Origin of the sequence: Paenibacillus sp. NPDC058177, from assembly GCF_042883835.1 — a bacterium.
Taxonomy (GTDB): domain Bacteria; phylum Bacillota; class Bacilli; order Paenibacillales; family Paenibacillaceae; genus Paenibacillus_AQ; species Paenibacillus_AQ agri.
This window is the reverse complement of sequence record NZ_JBHVVB010000008.1, coordinates 254,539-275,349: the sequence shown is the minus strand read 5'-3', so window position 1 is coordinate 275,349 and position 20,811 is coordinate 254,539. Positions and strand designations below refer to the sequence as shown.

The 20,811-nt window shown below is 49.5% G+C and carries 15 protein-coding genes; 11 read left to right on the top strand and 4 right to left on the bottom strand.

The features are described 5' to 3' along the window. Positions 1–209 precede the first annotated feature (209 nt). Complete coding sequence (locus ACFVU8_RS25935; RefSeq protein WP_387431173.1) at positions 210–1,499, top strand: GGDEF domain-containing protein; 1,290 nt, start codon at positions 210–212, stop codon at positions 1,497–1,499. A gap of 33 nt (positions 1,500–1,532) precedes the next feature. Here ACFVU8_RS25935 and glgP read toward each other — a convergent pair whose 3' ends face one another. Further along, the gene (gene glgP / locus ACFVU8_RS25930) at positions 1,533–3,146 is read right to left on the bottom strand and encodes an alpha-glucan family phosphorylase (protein ID WP_387431170.1); all 1,614 of its coding nucleotides are present in this window, start codon (positions 3,144–3,146) and stop codon (positions 1,533–1,535) included. Positions 3,147–3,525: 379 nt separating this feature from the next. On the opposite strand from glgP, the gene rbsK reads away from it, so the two are divergent. Both rbsK and aroD read left to right on the top strand, forming a co-directional pair. Further along, positions 3,526–4,452: a ribokinase gene (rbsK, locus tag ACFVU8_RS25925; protein WP_387431200.1), complete on the top strand. Its 927-nt coding sequence runs from the start codon at positions 3,526–3,528 to the stop codon at positions 4,450–4,452. Positions 4,453–4,479: 27 nt separating this feature from the next. Further along, positions 4,480–5,244, top strand: a complete 765-nt coding sequence (aroD, locus tag ACFVU8_RS25920) for a type I 3-dehydroquinate dehydratase (RefSeq protein WP_387431167.1) — start codon at positions 4,480–4,482, stop codon at positions 5,242–5,244. Between the two features lie 450 nt (positions 5,245–5,694). On the opposite strand, the gene ACFVU8_RS25915 is transcribed toward aroD, so the two are convergent. Both ACFVU8_RS25915 and ACFVU8_RS25910 read right to left on the bottom strand, forming a co-directional pair. Then, the gene (locus tag ACFVU8_RS25915) at positions 5,695–6,516 is read right to left on the bottom strand and encodes a MerR family transcriptional regulator (protein WP_387431164.1); all 822 of its coding nucleotides are present in this window, start codon (positions 6,514–6,516) and stop codon (positions 5,695–5,697) included. 262 nt (positions 6,517–6,778) lie between these two features. Beyond that, positions 6,779–7,537, bottom strand: a complete 759-nt coding sequence (locus tag ACFVU8_RS25910; protein ID WP_387431162.1) for a 3'-5' exonuclease — start codon at positions 7,535–7,537, stop codon at positions 6,779–6,781. 205 nt (positions 7,538–7,742) lie between these two features. Between ACFVU8_RS25910 and ACFVU8_RS25905 the strand changes: the two genes are divergently transcribed. The 6 genes from ACFVU8_RS25905 (at position 7,743) to ACFVU8_RS25880 (ending at position 16,103) form a co-directional block, all read left to right on the top strand. Continuing rightward, complete coding sequence (locus ACFVU8_RS25905) at positions 7,743–8,246, top strand: CYTH domain-containing protein (RefSeq protein WP_175369741.1); 504 nt, start codon at positions 7,743–7,745, stop codon at positions 8,244–8,246. Positions 8,247–8,354: 108 nt separating this feature from the next. Then, positions 8,355–9,743: a threonine synthase gene (gene thrC, locus ACFVU8_RS25900; RefSeq protein ID WP_387431159.1), complete on the top strand. Its 1,389-nt coding sequence runs from the start codon at positions 8,355–8,357 to the stop codon at positions 9,741–9,743. Between the two features lie 204 nt (positions 9,744–9,947). Then, positions 9,948–10,934: a Gfo/Idh/MocA family protein gene (locus ACFVU8_RS25895; protein ID WP_379467345.1), complete on the top strand. Its 987-nt coding sequence runs from the start codon at positions 9,948–9,950 to the stop codon at positions 10,932–10,934. A gap of 19 nt (positions 10,935–10,953) precedes the next feature. Further along, the gene (locus ACFVU8_RS25890) at positions 10,954–11,829 is read left to right on the top strand and encodes a radical SAM/SPASM domain-containing protein (protein ID WP_379467344.1); all 876 of its coding nucleotides are present in this window, start codon (positions 10,954–10,956) and stop codon (positions 11,827–11,829) included. Positions 11,830–12,768: 939 nt separating this feature from the next. Continuing rightward, positions 12,769–15,003 (top strand): class I SAM-dependent methyltransferase, encoded by a 2,235-nt coding sequence (locus ACFVU8_RS25885; RefSeq protein WP_387431156.1) that lies wholly within the window; start codon positions 12,769–12,771, stop codon positions 15,001–15,003. Between the two features lie 50 nt (positions 15,004–15,053). Further along, positions 15,054–16,103 carry a DUF1835 domain-containing protein gene (locus ACFVU8_RS25880; RefSeq protein ID WP_387431153.1) on the top strand — a complete coding sequence of 350 codons (1,050 nt, stop codon included), beginning with the start codon at positions 15,054–15,056 and terminating at the stop codon, positions 16,101–16,103. 153 nt (positions 16,104–16,256) lie between these two features. On the opposite strand, the gene ACFVU8_RS25875 is transcribed toward ACFVU8_RS25880, so the two are convergent. Continuing rightward, positions 16,257–17,090, bottom strand: a complete 834-nt coding sequence (locus ACFVU8_RS25875; RefSeq protein ID WP_246317398.1) for an AraC family transcriptional regulator — start codon at positions 17,088–17,090, stop codon at positions 16,257–16,259. A 118-nt stretch (positions 17,091–17,208) separates the two neighbouring features. On the opposite strand from ACFVU8_RS25875, the gene ACFVU8_RS25870 reads away from it, so the two are divergent. Together ACFVU8_RS25870 and ACFVU8_RS25865 are read left to right on the top strand one after the other, a co-directional pair. After that, positions 17,209–19,239, top strand: a complete 2,031-nt coding sequence (locus ACFVU8_RS25870; protein ID WP_379467341.1) for a beta-galactosidase — start codon at positions 17,209–17,211, stop codon at positions 19,237–19,239. Positions 19,240–19,587: 348 nt separating this feature from the next. Next, positions 19,588–20,709: a hypothetical protein gene (locus ACFVU8_RS25865; protein WP_387431151.1), complete on the top strand. Its 1,122-nt coding sequence runs from the start codon at positions 19,588–19,590 to the stop codon at positions 20,707–20,709. The last annotated feature ends 102 nt before the right edge of the window (positions 20,710–20,811 follow it).

Below are 20,811 nucleotides of genomic sequence, written 5' to 3'. Positions count from 1 at the left end.
GTATAAGTTCTATATTAACAAGATTCGAGGAAATTGCAATCCTTTTTTATAATAATTTTAAATAAGAAATATTTATAAATAGAGCAAGAGGGAGTTACACAATTTGCATAGAATAGGTATTTATGATGTACTACCATTAGAAGATAAAGGATAATAAACCCGTTACCAGTAGATTACCGGGGCTTCTTCCCCGGCAAAGGGAGATTAACATGCTGAGTAGGTTGATCAGGCTACCATTCGAGTTAACTGCCAAGGAAAAGCAGCAGCTGCAGAATCAGATGTTCGAGGAAAATATTGCGCGAGGGTTGTTGTTCGCCAGAATCATCATCGGTCTGGAAGCTGCACTCACGGTTGCTGATGTGACGGCCTCTCTTTCCAACGCACATGAGAGCTTTCACTTCAGCTTTTATTTTGTTATGTATATGTTGATGATTGTTATGAATATCTGTTTTTTGCTTGCTGCTAGAAGATATGATCCTGACAAGACGTATTCACCTGAGCAATTCCGGAGATATCAAGGGGCCTTTCTTCTTTACTCGATTATATTCGTGGTATGGGGAAGTATTGTCGCTTTGGCGGATCAGCGGCTGTATGGCCAGTTGATGGCTTTTGTCGTGAATCTGATGAGTATCTCGGTAATTTTCTACTTTAACAATAAGACCATTCTGCTGTTATATAGTGTTTCGACTTTGTTATTGGCAGCGGGGTTGCCATTCTATCAATCTTCAGGTGAGGTGCTGGTCGGCCATTATGTAAATCTGGCCATTTTCGTATTCTTCACATGGATAGCTTCCCGGATTCTGTATGTGACCTATTGCCGCAATTTCTATAGCAAAGTTCTGCTAGGGCAAAGCAATGCTAGACTAGAGCAGGAAATACAAGAGAACTTGAGGGTACACCGGGAACTGGAACGGGCCAACGAGGAGCTATTGAAGCTGTCGCTGGTCGATGATCTGACCGGTATCCCCAATCGGCGTGCCTTCGACCAGCAGGTACAAACGATGCTCAGTAGCCAGGATGCTCCAGATACGGAGGTTTCTCTGATTATGCTGGATATTGATTATTTCAAGCAGTTCAATGACAATTACGGTCATGCGGAAGGCGATGAGGTGATCAAAAGGATTGCCGGGGTCATCCATGCGGCGTCCAGAGGGCCTGGGGATATCGCTGCACGGCTAGGCGGTGAAGAGTTTGTGTTTGCCGCTTTTCATACTGGCAGGGAAGAGATCGCGGAGATTGCCGAAACAATCCGTGAACAAATCAGCGGAATGAAGATCACTCACGAATTTTCCGTCACGGGCGAATTTGTGACAGGGAGTCTGGGAACGGCCACGGGTAGAATCCGTAATAATGGCCAGTTTGCCGAGCTGATGAAGATTGCAGATGAGGCACTGTACGCGGCTAAAGCAGGGGGGCGGAATAGCGTAGTCCGTATGAATATGCCAAAAACCCGCCCACTGTCAGTGGACGGGAAGAAGCCGGAAGACTGGGAAGTCTAGACGGTGTAAGATACGGCTGTGGTTCATAGCGGCTTATTTGATATACATTTTGTTATAGTATTCTTCCAGCATGCGTTTGGTCGCGAATGTAGTAATCGTAGTCTCAATACTTTTTTTCATCATCTGCACCCATTTGCTGCGATTCTCATAGAAGGTCGGAACCACTCTGTTCAAAAGGGTATCATACAGCGCATCGCTGTCGTGCTGGTTCTGAAAGTCCAGATCACCTGTCTCAAAGGTATCGCCGATCTTCCAGCCATTTTCGCCGTCGATGCAGGCCTCAGGCCACCAGCCATCCAGAATAGAGCAATTCAGAACCCCGTTCATAGCGGCTTTCATACCAGAGGTACCGCTGGCTTCCAGCGGCCGGCGCGGATTATTGAGCCAGATGTCGGAGCCACGGGTTAGCTTAGCGCCAATAGTCATGTCGTAGTTTTCGAGGAATACCACGCTTTTCGGATACTTCTTCATCATTCCTACCAGGTTGCTGATAATTTGCTTGCCGACATCATCCAGCGGATGCGCTTTGCCAGAGAAGGCGATCTGGATACGCCCGCTCTCCAGGTATGGCTCGATCAGCTTGGGCTTGGAGAAGATCAAATCACTTCGCTTGTAGGGGGCTGCCCGGCGTGAAAATCCAATCAGCAGTTTATCAGGATTCAGAGTAATTCCGGAGCGTTCAGCAATAAATTCGATCAGTTCGCCCTTGAGCTCCTGGTGAACGGCCCACAAATCACCGCCCGTCTTATAAGCTTTGGTGATACGTTCATCCACCCAGGTCGGGGTATGAATGGCATTGGTAATAGGGATAATCTCCGATCTACCCGCGACTGTCTTCCACATTTTATTGGCTGTTGCGGCATGTAGCTCCGCTACTCCGTTTGAAATCCGTGCAAGCCGGAGCCCGGCTACAGTCATGTTAAAAGGCTCACCGCCGATCCGTTCCATCTGATCACGAGTCAAGCCGTTGAAGCCGCACATATATTCAAGTCTGTCCAGCGGGTGCGCTTCGTTGCCTTCCTTGATCGGAGTGTGGGTAGTGAATACAACCTCTTCCCGGGTGGCTCTCCAGGCTTCCTCGAAGGTGTGCCCTCCGGACATTTTCTCACGGATCAGCTCGGTGGTGGCCAAAGCCGCATGACCCTCATTGAAATGATAGACATCGACCGCTATGCCAAGGGCCCGCAATGCCTTTACCCCGCCAATACCAAGCACCATCTCTTGAGCAATTCGTTCCTCGTCAAACCAGCCATAGAGCTGTCCTGTAATCCAAGCATCCTTGTTCTCCGGGACATCCGTGTCCAGCAGATATAACGGATTGTTGCCAAAATGATCGGTCTTCCACACTTTGCATACCACATCAATCTTCCGTATATTGACCGTCACCTTAACGCCAGTATCTTCAAGAAAATCATAGACATAATTGTGATAAGCGTCGTAGGGTTTGCCGTCTCCACCTATTTTCTGATCCGTATAGCCCTGCTTCCACTTCAGCCCGATGGGAATGAGGGGAGCATCTATATCTTTAGCGCCTTTAATATAGTCACCTGCCAGAATGCCCAGTCCGCCTGCGTACAGCTTGAAATCGGAATGAAGGCCGTACTCCATACAAAAATAGGCGACTACCGGCAATTTCTTCTCGTTCACTGCTAAGCCTCCCAATCAGGAATGGAATGAACAACTTGTTGTGAAGCGCCTCTTCAGAGAATTTATCAGCAGAGGGCTCTTTATTATGTTCCCCTTTTATCGATAGGGTAATCATGATCTTGTCTTTTTACAGGAGCGGGCCAAAGAAAAGTTGTACCGGAATGCAGAGAATTATTTGATTAACTGGGGTGTAGGCCATAAGATAAAGGAATAAAAGAATAAGGGCTCTATCTAAAATCAGAGGTTGACATTACGCTGGCGTTAGAGCGGAGGATCGGAAGAACCCTCCGCATCCGTAGCGGTCCAATGAAGCGGCAACTGCTTATTTTGGTTTTGAGTCAGAAAAAGAACATTAATGGTGGTGTCTAGCTTGGGTATCGTGGTAATTGGAAGTTTGAATATGGATATGGTTGTTCGTACAGGACGTGCTCCGGGACCCGGAGAGACGTTATTCGGACAAAGCTTCAGTCTGTCCCCTGGCGGAAAAGGGGCCAATCAAGCCGCTGCCGCAGCTCGCCTCGGCGGAGAGGTGACCATGATTGGCCGGGTCGGCCAGGATGGCTTCGGCAACGAAATGCGGGAGATTATGAGACAGGAGCAAGTGAATATAGAGCATATCTCCGTCAGTAAGGGGGAAGCGACAGGGGTCGCCTCCATCGTGCTGGAGGAAGATGGTGAGAACCGGATTATCGTCGTTCCCGGTGCGAATATTGAACTTACTGCAGCAGACATTGAAGCGCTGGGGGATGTAATCCGCCAAGCAGAGATCGTCGTCCTGCAGCTTGAGATGGATATGGCCATGAGCGAGCGCGCCGCGGCCATTGCCCATGCTCACGGGATTCCGGTGATCCTGAATCCCGCCCCGGCACAGGCGCTGAGCGATGAACTGCTCAGCCATGTGACCTACCTGACGCCCAATGAGACAGAGGCGGGCGTCTTGTCCGGAGTTGCGGTGGACAGTGTGGACACCGCGGGTGAAGCCGCCCGCCTGCTGCTGGCGAAGGGCGTGCAGAACGTCATCGTGACCCTTGGTTCCAAAGGGGCACTCATTGTCAATGAAGCGGGAACAGAGCATGTTCCCGGATTCCCGGTGCAGGCGGTGGACACCGTGGCCGCCGGCGATTCTTTCAACGGGGCACTGGCACTGCAAGTGACCCGTGGGGCGGCATTGGCTGAAGCGGTAAGCTTCGCCAATGCGGTAGGCGCCCTGGCTGTAGGCAAGCCAGGGGCGATACCTTCTCTGCCGAGGCTGGCCGAGGTAGAGAAGTTTCTGCAGGCGGCCTCTGGAGCCGGGGAGCAGGAATAGATTTGGATACACAAGGAGCTGAACAAAATGAGTAGCATACTGACAGTGAAAAATGTAGCCATCGGCGAAGGTGTACCCAAGATTTGTGTTCCGCTTGTCGGAGTGACGGTGGACGAGCTAAAGCAGGAGGCTGAGGCGCTAAAGCTGCTGGCCCCGGATCTGGCGGAGTGGCGTGTGGATTTTTATGAGGGGGTCGAGGATATCGCAGCCGTTCAGGAAGCGCTGCAGGCCATCCGATCGGTTATCCCTGAGCTGCCGCTGATCTTCACCTTCCGTAGTGCACGGGAAGGCGGCGAGAAAGAGATCAGCCGGGAAGCGTATGTGAACCTTAACAAGGCAGTGGCGGCAAGTGGACTGGCCGACATCATAGATGTTGAGTTATTTAACGAGCAAGAGGATGTTAAGGCGCTTGTAGAAGCTGCACACGCCCATGGAGTGTTTGTGATCCTCTCGAATCATGATTTTCACGCCACACCGCCAAAAGCGGAGATCATCTCCCGCCTTCGCAAAGCGCAGGCGCTCGGAGGAGATCTGCCTAAGATTGCGGTGATGCCGCAATCGCCAGCCGATGTGTTGACCCTACTGGAAGCTACCCACGAGATGAAGACGGAGTACGCTGACCGGCCTATCATTACGATGTCGATGGCTGGGGCAGGCGTGATTAGCCGTCTGGCGGGCGAAGTGTTCGGCTCCGCCGTAACCTTCGGTGCGGCCCGCAAGCCATCGGCTCCGGGACAGATCGCGGTCGCGGAGCTGCGCGATACGTTGAATCTGTTGCATCGGAGCTTGTAGGCGGTAAATGGATGTTCCTGCCTAAGTTCTTAATAAGACGCCCATATTAGGTTGCATCGCAGCTTATTCGCGATACTTAGAGTGTTGCTGGGTGATGAAGTGCCAGAGTGTATGGAGTCCCGCTCGCATGTGGGTATGGTCTTATGAAGTTGAGAGTTTCGCCCACCACGTACCTGCATAGCTAACCCGGGGCGTAGATTACGGGCCAGTGGAGCTGCGCCAAACGCCGAATCTGCTGCATCGGAGTTTCTGGTGGTTGTCTCCGTAAGGATGCATGAGGAGCCACCCGTATCTAGGAACGGGCTCTGATAAGTTGAGATATGCAGGCTTTGCTTTGTATACAAAGGCTGGTAGGCCCAGACGATAACAGAGAGACGCAGGCTAAGCAGCAAAAAGAGCGGCACCGGGATAATCCGGTGCCGCTCTTGGCATTCAGCACGAAGTCTATGATTACACTTGCTCTGTGCCTGTGTAGATGTGTACGGCATCTCGCAGGAATGCAGCCAGACCGGGACGGTGCTTGTCATAGTAGGCTGTGAAGCGTTCATCATCCACATACATTTGTGCCACTCCGGCATGGGCTTCCTTCGAGTAGGTGTCCCAGTAGAAGTAGAGCCACTGGCGGTGGAGATCGGCTGCTTTCTGAGCGGATGCACTGGCTGGGTCACCCTGCCCCATAGCCTCTTCCAATACCTCAAACATTTCTTTTTCCAGCTGCTGAATGGCGGTGTATTGTTCTTCGCTCATGCCTTTCAGTTTCCGGTTGGAACGATCAATGGCCTCATCACCATATTTCGCACGCGCTTCCTGCCCGTAGGTCTGCTCGTTGTCCTCAATCAGCTTTTGTTTAAAGCCTGCGAATTTTTCCTCATTACTCATCATTATTCTCCCCTCCGTTTGCGCCAGAGTCTTCTCGACACTTTCGATTAACAGATCCAGCTGTTCTCTTTTTTGCAGCAGCTTGTCGCGGTGTTCCTGCAGTGCTCTGGCCCCGTCGAAGGACGGTGCTGTCACCAGCTCTTTAATCCGGTCAAGGCTTAGGCCGAGCTCCCGGTAAAAAAGAATCTGCTGCAGCCGGTCCACCTCGGCCTGACCATATATGCGGTATCCGGAAGAATTGATTCTGGCCGGCTTCAGAATTCCGAACTCATCGTAATACCGCAACGTTCTTGTACTGATTCCGGCGAGTGTCCCTAGCTTTTGCACTGTGTATTCCGTAGTAATCCCTCCAAAACGTTGCTCATTTGGCTGTCCAGCGGCCGCTTCGAACACCCTTTGTATTTCGTCAGCTTAAGCTTAAAATCAATGTACACCTTTACGTAACGGCAATGTCAAATGGTTTTTTGCAAGGAAATTTACGAATGAGGAGATGATTGATGGCATGAATCATTCATAGCCTGAATAATGAGGGAGAATGCAAAACAGCGGCGTTATCCCGCAGGATCACCGAATGGAATCACTGTAAGGAAACTGCCGCTGTTCTTATTGTTGGTTGTTTAATCAAAAGACCGGAAAAATAGAATACGAGAAGGAACTACTTCTTAGCGTTCCCCACTTGTGCTTCGAAAAACGCCTTCAGCTCCGCCAGCTTGCGGGGATCGGCAAGAGTATTCTTGTCGGAGAAGTAATGCTCCTCCACCAGCTCCCAGGTCGGGACGACCTTTTGTGAGGTCATTGCCTTGATGGCAATCTTGACGGTCTTGCGCTCCCTTGCGTTGGAGAAGGTGTCTACGTAATGCTGTGCCCGTTCCAAGTCCAATTCGCTGAATATAGCACGGAAAATCTCCGACGTCATCCGGGCATCATCCAGCGCCCGGTGTGCAGATCCGGTAGCCTCCAGCTCCAGGAGTGCCATTGCGCCCTCGACGCTGATGTCATTGCTTAAGCCGCGGGCGCGGAGCACGCCTTTCAGAAGATCAAAATAGGTGGCGGCCATCCAGTAGGCATCGTCCATTTTGTGCATACGGATATCCTGAATGATCCGCTTCATATCCTCGCCGCCCCAGGTAAGCAGCAGTACGCCGTCCGTGCTTTGGTCAAGCCACTCCCTGAACGCGGTGATGACCTTGGGGAAACGGGCTGCAACGTCAATATCCTCTTGAGGAATGCCTGTTTTTTTCTTGATGAAAGAGTTAAGGGTGGAGAAATATATAGGTTTAATCAGGGATGAGAATTCATCCTTATACTGCAATGAAGAGTCTAGCCGGACAGCTCCAATCTCAATGACCTCCATAGGATGCTCGCTTGCAAACTTGCGGCCGTTGAATTCGATGTCCAGAATAATATAATCCACAGGTACTTGCCTCCGTTTCCTTGACTGACGCTGTAATCTACGCGCCGACCCTTCTATTCTAACAAAAAAAGAGGGGCAACGGGAAATCTGCTGAACCATGCAGGTATTTTTATTGATGCACTTCTGCGGATTGACTTGCGTATGCCCCGCCCCTATGATGATTAATAATATAGAAGTAGCTAAAGACAAGAAGGAGAGAGACACCATGGGCCAGGAGATTGAACGTAAGTTTCTGCTACCGGAATACCCGGAGCAACGAATTGAGCAAGGAGAACTGAAGATTGTGACCCGGCATAGCATCGACCAGACATATCTGGCGATTGACGGAGGTCAGGAGCTGCGAGTGCGCAAGATTTCGGATTTGGACACGGGAGAGGTATTTTACACCCATACGTTCAAGGATGGTAAGGGCATTCAGCGTGAAGAGATTGAATACCGCATTTCAGAAGGCTTGTACACTCAGATGGTTGAAGCTGTAAGGGCGATCCCGCTGGTTAAGGAGCGTATTACCGCCCTCTGGAACGGGGTTACGGTAGAGATTGATGTGTACACCCAGCTGGAGCTGGCGGTGCTGGAGGTTGAATTTGATTCCCTTGAGGAAGCAGAAAGCTTTCAGGCGCCAGACTGGTTCGGCAAGGATGTTAGTACCGAGCGGCAGTACAGCAACAAGACGGTCTGGAAGGAACTTCAGAACAAGGCATTCCGCTAAAGGTGATGCTAAGTCTATTTTCAACATTTACAATACAAAAATAACGGACTTTAGCGCGTAAACGTGTTACTATATAGGGTAAATAAACAGGGGTTCAGGAGGATGAACATGAAGTATATAAGCACAAGAGGCCATGTGGAGCCTAAGGGCTTTATTGATACAGTCTTGATGGGACTTGCGGACGACGGAGGACTTATGATTCCCGAGCAGATTCCGGCCGTATCCGCGGCTACGCTGGAGGAATGGAGAAGCCTCAGCTATCAGGAGCTGTTCCTGAAGATTTTTTCCCTTTACACGAACGACGAGATCCCATATGAGGATTTAAAAGAACTGGTAGCCACCAGCTATTCTACTTTCCGTTCGCCGGAGGTAACTCCGCTGCATCAGGTGAATGATTCCCTGTATGTGCTGGAGCTGTTCCACGGTCCTACCTTTGCGTTCAAGGATGTTGCACTGCAATTCATGGGTGAGCTGTATTCCTATATCTCCCGCAAACGCGGCGAGATTATCCATATTCTTGGAGCCACTTCGGGCGATACCGGTGCGGCGGCGATCCAAGGCGTACGTGGTAAGGAAGGCATCAAGATTTGCATCCTGCACCCGCACGGCAAAGTAAGCAAGGTTCAAGAGCTGCAAATGACGACAGTGGATGACAGCAATGTGCTGAATTTGTCCGTACATGGCAACTTCGACGATTGCCAGAAAGTCATCAAGGATTTGTTCGCTGATCTGGACTTCAAGGGCCGTTATCACCTGCGGGCAATCAACTCCATTAACTTTGTGCGCATCCTGGCACAGACCGTATATTACTTCTATGCTTATCTGCAAGTGGAAGGCAGTGCCGAGAAGAAGATCAATATCAGCGTGCCGTCCGGCAACTTCGGGAATATTTTCTCCGGGTACCTGGCGAAGCAAATGGGCTTGCCGATCAACAAGTTAATTATCGCAACGAATGAGAACAACATTCTGGAGCGTTTTGTGAATACCGGGGAGTACAAACCGGGGAACTTCAAGAGCACCTACAGCCCTTCCATGGATATTCAAGTGGCGAGCAATTTCGAGCGCTATCTGTATTATCTGTTAGGTGAGGATGCAGAGAAACTGTCCGGTTATATGTCCAAGCTGCAAAGTGAAGGCAAAATCACGGTAGACGGTGAGCTTTTGGCTCAGGTGCAATCCGACTTTGATGCGCTTGGTGCGAAGAATCAGCAGTGTCTTGATACGATTGGCAAATACAAGCAGGAGTATGATTATCTGCTCGATCCGCACACGGCTTGTGGTATTGCGGCATTTGAGGCGTTTAGCGGGACTGGAGAGACTACCATTACTTTTGCGACGGCGCATCCGGCGAAGTTCGATGAAGCGATTCAACTGATCGACATCAAGCAGGAGTTCCCGGCACCTATCGCTGCGCTTTTCGAAATGCCACAGCATCAAACAGTGGTAGAGCATGACAAGGAAGTTATTATCCGTGAGCTTCAGGCCTTTTACGAATAAAATGGATTAGAGTAAAAATCAGAATGGGCTTCGTATCAGTAGATGCGGAGTCCATTCTTTCGTGCGGCGGCACGTACTGTGTGAATTGAAGGTCAAATAAGCGTAAAATTTGTCGGAAAAATGTCCGTAAAAGTAGACAGACCTATCATGGAGTGAGAAAATAGCATATAGAGTCAGTAGAATAAAAAAGGACGGGATCACATCATGACAATTCGATTTGGGGTCATAGGGACCAACTGGATTACAGACCGCTTTGTTCAGGCCGGCTTGGAGAATGAGGAATTTCTTCTGACAGCGGTGTATTCTCGTACGCAGGAGAAAGGCCAGGCATTCGCCGCCAAATATGCGGGAGCCACGATTTATACCGATTTAGAGGACATGGTCTCCAGTAAAGAAGTGGATGCGGTGTACATTGCTAGTCCCAATTCCATGCATGCGGAGCAGGCGGTCATCTGTCTCAATCACGGTAAGCACGTTCTGTGTGAGAAGCCGGCTGCTTCCAACAGTGCAGAGCTTCGGGCAATTATCGAAGCAGCGCGCACTAACAACGTGCTGTTCATGGAGGCGATGAAATCGACCTTTATGCCGAACTTTAAAATTGTTAAGGATAATTTGTATAAACTCGGGCGTATTCGCCGTTATTTTGCAAGCTATTGTCAATACTCGTCGAGATATGACGCTTTCCGTCAAGGGACGGTATTGAACGCATTCAATCCTATCTATTCCAATGGATCTCTTATGGATCTGGGCATTTATTGTTTGTATCCGATGGTAGCGTTGTTCGGCAAGCCGGAGTCTGTACAGGCGGTGGGTGTACTGCTGTCTTCAGGTGTGGATGGAGAAGGAAGTATCGTTATGCGTTATGATGATATGGATGCTGTCGTAATGCACTCGAAAATTGCAGATTCCTATCTCCCCGCTGAAATTCAGGGTGAGAATGGTACAATGGTTATTGATAAAATAAACCAGCCTTATCAGGTGAAAGTCCATTACCGCGACGGAACGGTAGAGGAATTGACCCAGCCGCAGGTGTTTGAGTCCATGTATTATGAAGTGGAGGAGTTCATCCAACTGCTCAAGAATGGTGAGCGGGAGAGCACTATCAACAGTCATGCCAATTCGCTGGCTGTGGCTGAAATTATGGAGGAAGCCAGAGCACAGATCGGACTCCGGTATGCCTCAGATCTATGAATGAAATGGAGGGCCAGGCTTGAAGACATTTAAGAAGGTATATATTGAGATCACAAGTGTCTGCAACCTCGCCTGCAGCTTTTGTCCGCCAACGGCCCGGACGAAGAATTTCATGAAGCCGGACACGTTCACGAAGATTCTCGACGAGATCAAGCCGCATACTAATCATATTTATCTGCATGTCAAAGGCGAGCCGCTGCTGCACCCGCGTGTCGCCGAGCTGTTGGACATCGCGGATACCAAAGGATTCAAGGTTAACATTACGACTAACGGAACGCTGATTCATAAAGCCGGGCCGAAAATCCTGGGCAAACCTGCGCTGCGGCAGATGAACTTCTCGCTACACAGCTTCGACGGGCATGAAGGCTCGGAGAACCGCGAGGGCTATGTGTCGGAAATTATCGCATTTGCCAAGCAGGCAGCTGAGCAGGGGGTACTGATCTCCTTCCGGTTGTGGAATCTGACCGAGGATAATATGACTAATCTTGCGCGTGAGCGTAACCGGGAGACACTGGCACTGCTTGAGGAGGCCTTCGATCTCGATTTCAAAATCGAAGAGAAGGTCATGCCCGGTAGCGGCGTTAAAATCGCGCCGCGCATCTACCTGAACCAGGATCACGAGTTCAGGTGGCCCGCCCTCCACGAGCCGGAGGATGACGGCAAGGGCTTCTGCCATGCGCTGCGGTCTCAGGCCGCTGTGCTGGTGGATGGCACCGTCGTTCCATGCTGTCTCGACGGTGAAGGGGTGATCAATCTCGGCAATCTGCACGAGACTCCATTCTCTGAGATTGTTGAAGGCGAGCGCGCCAACAATCTGTTCTACGGCTTCTCCCGCAGGGAAGCCGTGGAGGAACTATGCCGAAAGTGCGGCTACCGCCAGCGCTTCGGCACCTGAATGCCCGGGTACCGGGCATTGGAGAGGCAGTAAGCCCCCTTGGGAAGAGGGGGCTTGCTGCTTTTTGTTTTGGGATTTATTTGGTTTGCTGCTTTTTGGTTTGCTGTTTTTTTGGTTTGCGTTTTGCTGCCGATAATGGTCAGCAGCCTAATGTGTTGCGTTTGGTTAACCATAGTGTAAAGTAACATGGGATATTCCGCTCTGATTTTCAAGTGTGAGGCTGGAGAGGAGGCGTGTCGTATTGTGTTAAGGCGCCGAGAGAGCTAAAGATTGCAAATAAGAGCAATTTTGTACGTTAATTTCAGGTATATAGTGTTTTTGGGGAAATTAAGAGCAATTTATGACCTTAATTTTGTGAATACAGCCATTTTGAGGATAATCGAGTAAATTAACATACATTTTTGCCGCTAATCACTCATAAGTCCAGTTTTTCGTGAAATTAAGATACAAATTTGCTCTTATTCTTCAGATATCAGCGAACCCAACCCAACTAGCTCACCCTCTCACTCACTCACTCACCCACCAACCCACCAACCCACCAACCCACCAACTCACCAACCCACCAACCCACACTTAACAAATTTATCTCATGTCATCAGTACCTAAGCCCCGCTGACAATAAGCGTGTCCCGATAGGGACGAAAGCGCTCATACTTCTACCGTTCAAGACTCCTCAACCCTATCGCTTACGTCAGTTGCTCTTAACGGGTGTCCAGAGGGTGCGACCCTTTGGGGTCCTCCCTTAGGAAGGGAGGGTTTGGGAGGGATGGAAGAACGATTTGTAAAATTGATAAGAAATGAAGTTAAGCAAGAAATGATGCAAATGAAACGAGTATGTTTAAAGAGACAGGAAAGGTGTTGATGGTATAGAGGAGGGTTTGGGTGCCCCAAGAAGGTGTGATAAAATAGCCCCATTATGTAGGGATGAGGGAGGCACTTATGCTGAAATCGCTGGAAGCTATTGAGTTGTATCGCCAAGGCAAGCTGGACAGCTTGAAGGATATCGTCTGGCTGAAGTATATTGCCGAAGCAGAGGAACAGATCGTGAATCTGGAGCGGGTGGATTCGCTGCAGGAGCTACGGAACCATAATCCGGTGCTGCAGTATGTTGAGCGGAGCCTGAAAGTGTTGGATGGATTGGCCGTATCCTACTGGATCAAGGACCTGGTAGAAGAGACTCTTGTCTGGTCAGAAACAGCCAAAGGGGGCACGCTACGTCAGCGCCACCGCTGGCAGGAGGAAGGGATTAATTGCTTTGTGCATAATGTCGGCTCGGCGCAGCTATACCGGCGTCATCTGGTCAGTAAGACATGGAGTGATGAAATGGACTCTGTGCCACAGGATCACATCAGGGATATGTCTGAGTACAAAACTTTCAACGACTCGGAACCGGAAGGTGAATCGTACAAAGAGGGTGCGCTTGTTTCAGTGGGGAGGATGGCCGATGAACTGAACGGTGCAATAGATATTTACCCGGCCAGATTTACCCTCGTCCATCGCTTGATCGGAACACATGGATTGATCGGCCAGCAGATTCGTGGTGAGGTTCCGTCATCCGCGAACTTGCCACTCTATGACATTGTGCAGGAAGGGCTGCTGTCTCCGGAGGAGCTGGAGCGTCTGCTGCTGACACTGAACCAATGTATTATCGGAGCTGTTTCAAAGGATCTGTGGGAGAATGTGCGGCAGGAGGTGCAGGAGCTAATTGCTACGATTTGTTCAGGAATGTTGTATGAGAATTGGTCGATGCAGGAAAGACTGGGCAGAATGCGTTCTGGTCCGATTGCCCGGGGAGAGGATTTTGAAGGAGAATGGCTTCGTCTGGAAAAGGAAGCGTTTTGCACCAGCCGCCTGGAGTTATTGAAGGATATCACCTTCTGGTATGTCGAGTCGGCCCTGCAGACGTTCTCCTTTGAGCAGTTCGCGAAGATCATGTTGCTGGCAGCGGACAGTGGAGAAATAGAGGCTTTGAATCATATCAGCTTTGAACCCGTGATGAACAGCATCTATTACGACTATAAGGGCATCAAGAAGATTAATGTCTACAAGAAGCGGATTATTGAGAAATACCTCATCGGTCTGAAGTGGGAGGAACTGGCGAGTGGCACTGCGGCTTTTGGAAACCCCCATCTAAGCCACTGTCTGTATCGCAAAGCTCATTTGCCGGATACGGTTTTCTTTGAATTCAACTTCTCCCCTGCTGCAGAGAAGCTGATCGAATTCTGCATTGAGGCGGAAAAATCAGCGCTTTATGAGCGGGCTGTACTTATGCTGTTCGATCTGTTTGAACTGCGCCGGGATGCCTTTGATCGTTTCCATAATGAGGATGTCTATCTCAGCCAAATGAACGGGACGGCCGATTACAAGGCCGTGATTCTGGAACACATCACCGGCAGCAAGGTGCTGGATATCGGTCCAGGCGGTGGTGTGCTGCTGGACTTGCTGGAAGAACGCATGCCCGGGATAACCCCGGTGGGGATTGATATCTCCAGCAATGTGATTGAGGCGCTTCAGCAGCGCAAGCAGCGGGAAGGGCGCCGCTGGGAGGTACTGCAAGGTGATGCGCTGAACCTGAAGCATTTTGTCGAAGCCGGATCAGTAGATACGGTTATCTTCTCGTCTATTTTACATGAGTTGTATTCATATGTACCGCTGAATGGTGTCAAGTTTAATCATGATACAGTAGCGGCTGCGCTTCGCAGCGCCTTCGATGTGCTGTCCCCTGGCGGCGCCATCATTATCCGTGATGGTATTATGACTGAACCTGTGACTGACATACGGCGGGTGCGTTTCCTGGAGGCAGACGGAATGAAGTGGCTGGAACGGTACGCCAAAGATTTTCAGGGCCGCATGATCCAATATGAACAATTGGATGAACATGAGGTACATATGCCCGTGAACGATGCTATGGAATTTCTGTATACCTATACTTGGGGAGCAGAAGCTTACGTACATGAGGTGCAGGAGCAATTCGGTTATTTCACACCATCAGCTTATGCCGAATTTATTGGGCGGACTTTAGGTGAGGAGGCCACGATTGAGGTGCTCCGTCATTATTTGCAGGAAGGCTATACCGAGGCATTGCAGGACCGGGTAACCGTCATGGATGAGAATGGAGCCGTTGTAGCGCTACCGGATAGTACTTGCTTTATCGTTATCTGCAAAACTGGATGATTTGGGGTAGTATGCAGGATGTAAGTACATGTGAAGGGCAGGCTGAGGCGTTGGATAAAGTATCGGAGATCTGGAAGGCCGTAGATGGATTGTCTTTAAAAGAGGCCAAGCTGGCACTGAAGCACATTCTATTACAAGCAAATTTGGCGAAGAGTGACGAAGGAATCAAGGCGCAATTGTACGACAATTTAACGAAGCTGTATGACGAACTGATGACACCTAAGTTGGAAATCCTAGTTCAGGAGCCGGACAGTGATGCAAAGAGAGTACACATCGTATTCGGCGAATCCATGGCTGGGAGCTTGAAGCAGGCCTTTAAGGGAATGGGTTTGGTAAATACGGACGTAGTGACTGCGATCCTTGATCTTCTGTCTATTGGGCCAATCACGCATCTTCATGAAGAAACAGGGCACGAACAAAGGTATCAATGGTTTAGCGACCATATTAATCTGGGTGACAGTATGGACGGTAGTGAATTTGGTGAATATTGCCGTGAAAGCCTGAGGGAGATTGCCAATATTCCGGATCAGGCTGAAGTCATGATCTGGAGCAGTAGCAATGCCCTCGAGCAGGTAGGGCTGCGCTTTGCTGCTTATTTGCTTAGAGATAAACCAAACAGGGTCTATGTTTGTAATCCAGCTGAGCTCTGCAGCCGAAGATACAACACTGAGAATTATAGGATCGACTACATGCATTCTGGCGAAATTCCAGCTGAAAAACTGCAAGCTGTATATGAAGAAGCTGTGGCCAGTCCTGCTTTAAGCACGGAACTCAGGCAGGATCTGGAACAAGAATGGTTAAGCTTGGCACAACAAACTGAGGTTCTACGGATCTGGATAGACGGACAGATACGCCCTGTTGATGCAGCCTATTTCGATGATTATATTTTGAAGACTACAGAAGGGTTGCATCATTCCAGAGGGAATGGGGATTTTATCAAAGCCGCAAGAGTTATCGGTGAAGCTTACGGACATTGTGACCAATACATTGGTGATATATATTTTGAATATCGGCTGCGGCATTTAATCTACCGCGGCGAGTTGGAAATTAAAGGCCTACCCAAAGCGATGCGATATTACAGTGTAAGACGCCGGGTATAAGAAGAAGATAGTCCGCATTAAAAATCCGGCCTCGAGAGTGAGGCCGGATTTTTTGCAAATGCCAGGGGTCACCATTTTGCGACTGCTTGGGTCGCCAGTTTGATGGCCCGGCGGGCCTGATCGGCAGGGCTTGATATCACAAACTAATAAGGCTCAGTGCAGCTTGCGGAATTGGTCTGGTGTCGTGCCAGACTGCTTACGGAAGGTCGCTACGAAATGGCTGACATCGCGGAAGCCGACCCGCTGCGAGATGGTTTTGACGGTCAACTGGCGCTCACTAAGAAGCATCTCCTTGCTCTTGCGCATGCGCAGCCGGACAAAATAGGCATAAGGTGACAGTCCGAAGGTCTGGAGGAACAGACTGTTAAGGTAACGACCAGACACCCCAAGTTGGGTGGACAGCTCCAGCAGTCCGATATCCGGGTTGCCATAGTGGATGTCCATCCATTTTAACAAAGGTTGTAGCTTGTCGAGATTGCGCGAAATGGTGGTGTTGTTATGAAGCTGTCCGTATTTGCTCAGAGTTAAGAGAAAACGGTACGCGTCACTGGAGGCCTCGAGGCCAAACATGTCACCGCCCGCGTCATGGCGGTCCAGCATCTCTTCCAGCATGTACGAGAGTGGAGCTTCACTCTCCCAGCGGTAAAAGGCGTTATCCTCCATCCCGAGTGTCTCCAGGATTTGACGGATAGAATTACCGCTGAACGTCAAATAATAGGTGTGCCAGCTATCGGTGACCCCTTCGTAGCTATGGGGAATATGAGGGAGAAGCAGGACGCCACTGCCTTCTGTCAGGGCGATCGTCTTATTGTCAAAATGAATAACCCCTTCACCCTGCGAAGTCTGAATCCAGTGATACGTATGGTAGCCATCGGGGCGTACGATTTTTTCCTGATCCGGGTAGTGGCCCATGCTGTCCAGCGAGACCGGCAAATGCTGTCCCCCCTCGGGGGCGAATACAATTCTGCGGTGCGTGGCTGCTGCCAAAGCACCCACCTCCTTTAGTTCTATATTATTATACTGATGGTCATAAATTTTATATTTAAAGGGAGTGATTAACCGTTTACAATAAATATATAATTATACTATAAAGGATGTGCCAAGCATGATCAACGATAAATTGCCGAAGATTTGGTACGGTGGAGACTATAACCCTGAGCAGTGGGACGCCCCGACATGGGCCGAAGATGAGCGTATGTTCAAACTGGCTGGCATTGATGTTGCAACGATAAATGTATTCTCTTGGGCTATGCTTCAACCCGATGAAGATACGTATGATTTCTCTTTCCTCGATGCCCAGATGGATCGTCTATATAAGAGTGGTACGTATGTCTGTCTTGCAACATCCACGGCTGCGCACCCGGCTTGGATGGCACGCAAATACCCTGAAGTTACTCAAGTTGATGTGAAGGGTAGAAAGCGTAAATTCGGCGGACGCCATAATTCTAATATGAATAGCCCTATCTATCGTAAATTTGCTGAACGTCTAGCAAGCAAGCTGGCAGAGCGCTACAAAGATCACCCAGCATTAGTCGCTTGGCATATCAATAATGAGATTAGCAACTACGATTATTCAGAACAATCTGCGGCTGCTTTCCGTGTATGGCTGAAGAAGCGTTACGGCTCCCTTGATGTGGTAAACAAGGTGTGGAATACTCGTTTCTGGGGACATACATTCTACGACTGGGATGAGATTGTTCTCCCGAGCGAGCTGAGTGAAGAATGGGATGGCAATAATACGAACTTCCAGGGCCTTTCCCTTGATTTCCGCAGATTCATGAATGACGCACATCTGGAATGCTATTTGCTTGAATACAATGCGATTAAAAAGCATTGTCCGAATGTACAGATCACTACGAATCTGATGGGCTTTTATCCAGGGCTGAACTACTTCGAATGGGCTGAGCATCTGGATGTGATCTCTTGGGATAACTATCCTGCATTGGATACTCCGGTTAGCTTTACTGCCATGTCGCATGATCTGATGCGTGGACTCAAGAGCGGACAACCGTTCATGCTGATGGAGCAGACGCCAAGCCAGCAGAACTGGCAGCCGTACAACTCCTTGAAGCGCCCGGGCGTAATGCGTCTGTGGAGCTATCAAGCAGTAGCTCACGGCGCGGACACTGTGCTGTTCTTCCAGCTTCGCCGTTCTGTCGGTGCATGTGAGAAGTACCATGGTGCAGTAATTGAGCACGTAGGTCATGAGCACACCCGTGTCTTCCGCGAGACTGCAGAGCTGGGCAGAGAGCTTCAGCTACTGGGCGATGAATTGCTGGATGCGCGAGGCGAAGCTAAGGTCGGTATTCTGTACGACTGGGAAAACCGCTGGGCGGTTGAATTGTCTAGTGGGCCTTCCGTCGGCTTGGATTATGTCAATGAAATTCACAAGTATTATGACGCCCTGTATCAAGAGAACATCGAAGCCGATATGATCGGTCTCAAGGAAGATTTCTCCAAATACAAAGTGATCATTGCTCCGGTGTTGTACATGCTCAAACCGGGTGTAAAAGAGAAGATCGAAGCTTTCGTGAAAGCAGGTGGTACGTTCGTGACTACCTACTTCAGCGGAATCGTCAACGAGAACGACATTGTTACCTTGGGCGGATATCCGGGTGAACTGCGCAATCTGCTTGGTATTTGGGCTGAAGAGATCGACTCTCTGCTGCCTGAAATGAGTAATGAGATTGTGATGGAGAAGAGCTGGGGCGAGCTGAACGGTTCGTACAAATGTAACCTCCTCTGCGATCTGATTCACGCTGAAGGTGCAGAAGTACTGGCCCGCTATGGTTCCGATTTCTACCAAGGCATGCCGGTATTGACTGCCAACAGCTTTGGTGAAGGTAAAGCTTATTATGTGGCTACCAGCCCGGATGCGGCGTTCCTGCGCGGATTCCTTGGCAACCTGTGCGCGGAGCAGAACATTCTTCCACTGGTGAAGGCACCAGAGGGAATCGAATCCGTACAACGGGTGAAAAATGGCGTATCCTATCTGTTCCTGCTGAACCATACGAATGGCGAATTGAGCGCCGACATTGGTTCTACAGAGCGTACGGACTTGCTGACAGGCAACAAAGTCAGCGGTACAGCGGCAATTCCAGCACATGGTGTGCTGATCCTGTCCGACAAGAAGTAAGACAGATGTATACAAGGGCGGCTTCACGGATGCGAATTATCGCATACCGGCAGCCGTCTTTTTTTGCGGAAAATGTAGATACGCTTGGTCTGATGATATCGGAATGAAGAGTGGGGAGTCTCCAGCAATTGGATGCTGCCCATTTTTTCATGCCAATTTGACTGCACGGAGAATCGTTTGCTGGCATCCCCAATTTATAACATGCCTTCATGTTCTTCTCAGCCCCGCAAAAAGTATGCGGTTTTCCTACATCACATATTCGGTGAGGGTCATGCTACAGCTGTGTTAAGGTAAGCGGGTACGGTTTATTGGGACAAAGATCACAGAACGACGGGGGTTGTATGTTTGATGAGTAGAGAAGGTGGCGGTACGGGGATGCGTACGATCAACTGCTATTTATACGATAACGAGGCTATTACTTTTTTGCTGCAGGGCGTAATTCGGTTTGTTCAGGCCAGAAGGCTGATGAATGTGATTTTTCAGAGGAGCTGGACACACGGATTCCATATGAAAATAAGCTTTCCCGCCGCTGAAGCGGACAACGGGCTTGAATCTGTTATTCGTCGCCTGGCGGAGCGCTACAGCCGGCCGAGACCGCAGACCGAATATGATGATTACGAGAACATCCTGCACAAACTGGCCCAGTTGGAGGGTTACACCGGACAATACCTTCCGCTACGCATAGATGGCGAAGTGACTGTCGTGGAGGAGAAGGAGTTTCAGCACAAAAATGCTATTGGCAGCTTCAAGATGAATTATGAGATCGAGCTGCTCAAAAGCCAGCTGCTGGTAGACCTGTTCGATACATGGACAGCTCTGTCCGCTGAACGGCAAAATATTGAATGCGCCAAAATATTTTTGATTAATGTCAATCGCTCTGCGGGAGGATTGAGATACGGATATTTGTCGCTGCGCGCCAATCTGGAATATATCAAAGGTCAGATGGAGCTGTCTAGCAAGCAAAACGGCGCGGAGTGGAATATTTGGGAGAACCTGTTCAGCCGAACTGAAGAAGAGCAGCAGTTTATTCAAGTGGGTTTGCGGCGGTTTGCCGAAGGGAAATATGAGCGGGAATTCATCTTTAGTCGCTTACAGATTTTCATAGATTGCCTGCTTACGATTCTTAATCAGGCGTTCGAGGAAGGGGAGATAACATTTCAGAAGCTGCTGGAGGGCAGTGACTTCATCCAGAGGTATGATGCACTCAATGACTTTCACTTGATCTATCATTCACTGGAGGATTTCCAGAAGCATTGCCACGACAGAGGTTTTATCATCTACCGGATGATCGACTCCATCCTGTATTCTCTAATGTCGCTTCTTCAAGTATCGCCTGTCCGGAAGCAGCGGATTTCAGGACTGGTTGCGGAGACCGTGGAGCAAGGTCTGTCTTTGAACTGGCGCGAAGCATATCTGGAGCTCAGCGCGATGCTTATGAACGGAGAGACCAATGAGCGAATGATTCACTAGAGTCCTAAGGAAGATGACTTTACTTTATAAGTAAAACTATGGAATAAAAATACTATATCAGATAAAATAGAGATTATATACTATCTATATAGTTCGATATAG